Raw genomic sequence first — 4,527 nt, 5'->3', positions numbered from 1 at the left:
GAGGCCTACAAGCCTCCGAACAAGAGACAAATAAATCGAATTTATCTGACACAACGCACGGAAGACCCGTACGACCGATTGCTGCCGTACGCGCTCACCGACCCCGCCTGCACGCCAAAATACCAGCCGTAGTTACTGCCATGGGGCGACGACGACCAGAAGGAACCGTTCACGGCTGTAGGTGAAGTTGTAGCCCCTGCTAGCGGAAACCAGCACCCTACGGTTCCTAAAGTGGTATCGTCCGAAACGATAAATGCCCGCTGCTTGCTGAAACACATTCTGGGAACGACAGCCTGCTGTTCTGTATTAGTCGGCACTCTCCATCCCGTGGCCAACTCACCTTCGTAATTCATATCCGCCCCGAAATAGGTACATTTCTCCAAGGCTTGTGCGAAGCTGGCATAGCTTCCTCGAAAGCCGGAATTGATATTGTCGTCACTTTTGGGATCATTGCTATAATTCAACCCAATAGCGGAACCTTCTTCTCCGCGCGGCATAGTATCCGTATTACGGTCGGCCCATAACACCCCGCCGATTTTAGAGTCGCCTATGTTGCAGCCGCTCGTTATCTTGACCCTGAACGTAAAGGTGCCTGTCGGGAGTCCCGATGTTGGGTCTTTGGGCAGGGCCGTCACCACAATCTCACCACGTATATCCTTGTCACCCGGCCCCGTGCGATACACGGACAGTGTGAAGTTGCCATTATGGACACCCGATACGGTACTCGGATTCGATTTCGAACTCTGGAGAGGTCCGGCAATAGCCGTGGGCTGGGCATTACCCGTTGTCAACACAGCATCAGACACCTGATTAAGGTTGCAGGTAGCTGTGTATGTATAGTTGTCGGGGTCGGCAAGCTGCACTTGAAATGAACGGGACCTGCTAATCCCGTTCGGGGTTAGTGTAGATGCACTGAAAGCATCAAGCACCAGTCCGTTTGCGGAGTAATCGGGTATCACATTCACGATAAAAGGGCTCTTCTCCTGTTGAAAAGTAATGTATACGGGAGCCACGGCGGGATCCTCCGTCCCGTTTACCAGCAACCGTTTCACGGTCAGTACACCCGAACGTGGCGCGCCTGTCGTGTTGCCGTTGAAAATCAACTCGATAGAACCTTTATTCCCCCCGGACTCAGAATACTTGCTCAGCATCTGTTGCAGCGCATGGTCCGCCTCGGCCTTCCATCGCGAAGAAGAGCTTCCGGTCACTGTCTGCAACTCTATTATAGCTCCCTGTCCGGGTACGGTATAATCGAAGCTACCCGTTTTTCCTTCCACCACCAGCATCTGCTGGGTATCTTGTGAAGAGAGCTGTATCACATTTACTGTAAGAAATATGTTCGACGACACATCGGTTACGCTGACGTTCAGCGCGGCATTCCGGGTATACAAGTCGTCGTTTTTTCCGGTAGTGAGTATACGGAAACTGTTATCATCTATTTTCTCGAATCGAAATGCACCATTGGGGTTATTTGTCCAGTCGAGCCTCCAACCCGTATTTTTTTTCACTGCCACCCGGATAACGGCTATTTCTCCTGCCCCGCTCTCAAGTACCACCGATGTGCGCGAGAGGGTCAGGAAGTTCCCCTGCCCGTCTACAGCCGTACTGTTGTCTTCACTGTCCCAGTCTTCGCCCACCTTGTATTCCAGCAGCTTCTCTTTCTCGTTCTCGGCGGCGGTCTCCGTTTCGGCGCCTTCCCTCCTGACCTTGTTGATGACCAGCGAATAGATGTAATTCCGCCGGATAATCTGGCTGCTGCCGCTACTCTCGCTCACGTTGGCACGATAGTAGGTCAACTTTGTAGTGTTTTCAGGTTCTCCTACGGTTTGGTAGTACCCGGCTATCATCAGGAAAGCAGTCGTTTTGTCGTCCTGTGCGGTGTATGCCACGGTATTGGGGAAGGCATACAGTCCGCCTTCAGTCAGGTCCTGCCGCTTACTACCATCCTCACCCGTAGGAGCGTGGGCTTTTACATACCCTGTCGGATAGGAGTCGCCGATGGGAGGGGCAGAGGCTATTCCTCGTACAACGTTTCCTGCGGGCATCATCTCGTGAAAGAAGTATCCTCTATTGCGGTAATTGCATACCTTCACCCAAGCTATTCTCAGTTGGTCGGCTGCCAGGTTCGATATATCAAACCGTGCCACGGCGCGGCTGAACTTCACCGATACACCCAGCGAGGTATCGCCTGCTGCCGGACCGGTCAAGGTGGTTTCGTAACCGTCAGCTCCCAACAGAACGCCCCAGAAGGGTAATGGGGTCACCACCCTTGCTTCGTCCGTGGCGAGTTTTCCCTGTATCTCCTGTTTCATCCGACTGTAAGTCCGTGTACTGTTGTCGGCAGTATATTCCCCCAGTCTCTTTCCATCGGGGGCATATTTGTTATAGTTCCCAATGATAATAAGTTTATACTTACTTCCTTGCACGATTCCCCCAGGCATAGGCAGCGGAAAACTTGTAGAAGGGTTTCCGCTAACTATATTGACCTGTTCATAATCTACGAATGTTTCGTTGGAAGGATTGCTGTCGTCAGCCCTGTAAAAAAGTACAGCAACATCCGTCATCTCCTTTTCGGCTCCTGTGGCGGCAACTCTGGTTTGTGCCCCCTCAAAGGAATAATTGACGGTGAATACACGCCCCGTGGTTATAGGTGTGGTCAAATCATCCGCGACGCATCCGGTAAGAGCCATGACAATCGTCAAGGTAATCGAAACGATGGAAAAACCCACCGCAAGGAATCGGGTGGAACATCTCCGCATGGCGCTTAAAGGGAAAATAGGAACTGTAGTCTTCATATCTATGTAATTTATAATATATCACTAATTCTCAATATTCTTAAAAATCTTTCGGGAATTCTCCTCCATCCGCCCAGTCTTCGGGGAGGTCGGGCTTCTGCCCGATGCGAACGGAGAAAGTCAACCGGTGTATCTTCACCGTCAGCGTGGCGTTCTTTTCCTCACCTTCCGCTAGCACATGCCGGGTTCGTATCAGCAGGCTTCCCCCTGTTTTCACCGCTGGCTTTGTCACCTCAAAGTCGTCGTTGGAAATTGTCGCCCCGGCGGAGAAGTTCGTCCCGTCCAAGCTCATCAGCCACTCGCCGGGTTCCACGTTGCTCTCCACGCCAATGGCTCCCGCTTGTCCGGAGTTGCCCGGCAGGAGGATGCTTTTCTGCTTCACATACACGTGATCTACGCCATCGAAGTAGACATCCTGCGACCAGTCGTTCCATTCGAGCACGGTGGCGGCAATGTTCACCCGGCGCGTTTCATAAGCTTCTTCCGGCGTGGCTTCCCCATCTCCCTGTACGGAACGGATGCTGACCAAGTAGCGGTGGTTGCGCAGTAGGTCAGCAAGCACGGTTCCATTGCGGAAGTCAATGCGGTAGTAGGTGTCGGCATGCCCTTGGTAGGAGCCTTCCACCACGATGGCGCAACGGTTCGTATGGTTCACGTCGCCCGGCTCCGCGTTTGCTCCCTGGCATATGTCCGCTTCGGGCAGGTAGACGGATGCTGTTAAGGAGGTAGCACCTTCCGGAAGGTCATATTCAAAGGGATTCCCGATTTCGGTACGCTGCCCGGTGGGTGAAGGTTTGGTCACACGCTGCAAATCCGGGTCATAAGCCCCTCTCACGGGCATGAACGCACATTTATCATTGGCCCTGAAAATGAATATTTTTTTCAGTACGAAGGGGATGGGGTTGCCGTCGGTGTCCGTCCCATCCCAACTATCCGGGTTCACGCCTAGACCAATGTCCATACGCGCCATGGCGCGCACTACGCCGACAGTTACGTTCTGCGGACGCTGCGAGGCTATGATTTTCCGTTGCGCCTCGCCCCACATCACGAAATCGCCTTCTCTGATGACTGGGGCTGCCGTATACGCATTTCCGCTGACCAGCATTCGCTGAATATCGTCATAGGTCTTCTCCTTATACAGGCGCAAATTCTGCATGTCCAATAAGGATGCCGCATTGGCAACCACAATACACCGGAACTCCTGCCCTGCACTGCCCACCACCTCCAGGCTAGCGGTGAAGGTCGTTTCGGTAGCGCTCGTATGGGTCACCTCTCTTCCTTTCACCACCGAGTGTACTTTGTTGTCACTGTCGCGCAGGAAGAAAACGTAAACATCATTCACTTTTCCTTCCTCCTCCTCGCTCAGCCCCCAGGTGGAAACACCTTTTCCGTCGCTCAACCTCGGCGGGGTGGATGCCCCCTTCCTCTCTCCACCGAAACGGGCGACCAGCCTGACGATCACAGGTACGGCTCCTTCCGCCCCGGGAGGCTCGTCGTCCGTGTAGGCGGAGTCGTGAATACATCCTCCTGCCACTAGACCGAGCGGTAGTAGTAGCCACAGATAAACGTTTAAGAGGTGGCACTGACTCATTTTATTTATTATTTTCATATGTCGGGTTTTATTAAATCATTATAGAGGAGCTATACACCATCATCCATGGGCACATATTCCCAACCGTTGACAAAAACACGTATAGTGGTATGAGTACCGTCACTGCCATGGGTGCAAGTG

2 protein-coding genes are annotated in these 4,527 nt (G+C 52.9%); both read right to left on the bottom strand.

Annotated features, from left to right (window positions below; genetic code table 11):
• Positions 1-41 precede the first annotated feature (41 nt).
• Positions 42-2,795: a DUF1566 domain-containing protein gene (locus HC965_RS26540; protein ID WP_191034210.1), complete on the bottom strand. Its 2,754-nt coding sequence runs from the start codon at positions 2,793-2,795 to the stop codon at positions 42-44.
• A gap of 40 nt (positions 2,796-2,835) precedes the next feature.
• Entirely contained in the window at positions 2,836-4,404 is a 1,569-nt protein-coding gene (locus HC965_RS26535; protein WP_191034209.1) for a hypothetical protein, read from the bottom strand.
• Positions 4,405-4,527: the final 123 nt, after the last annotated feature.

Origin of the sequence: Bacteroides sp. GM023 (genome assembly GCF_014750685.1) — a bacterium.
In the GTDB taxonomy this organism is placed as follows: Bacteria; Bacteroidota; Bacteroidia; order Bacteroidales; family Bacteroidaceae; genus Bacteroides.
This window is presented reverse-complemented; position numbering and strand designations above follow the sequence as displayed.

Bases quoted from the DNA above. Each gene is read 5' to 3' on its own strand.
- HC965_RS26535 (WP_191034209.1), bottom strand. From the start codon at position 4,404: ATGAAAATAATAAATAAAATGAGTCAGTGCCACCTCTTAAACGTTTAT.
- HC965_RS26540 (WP_191034210.1), bottom strand. From the start codon at position 2,795: ATGAAGACTACAGTTCCTATTTTCCCTTTAAGCGCCATGCGGAGATGT.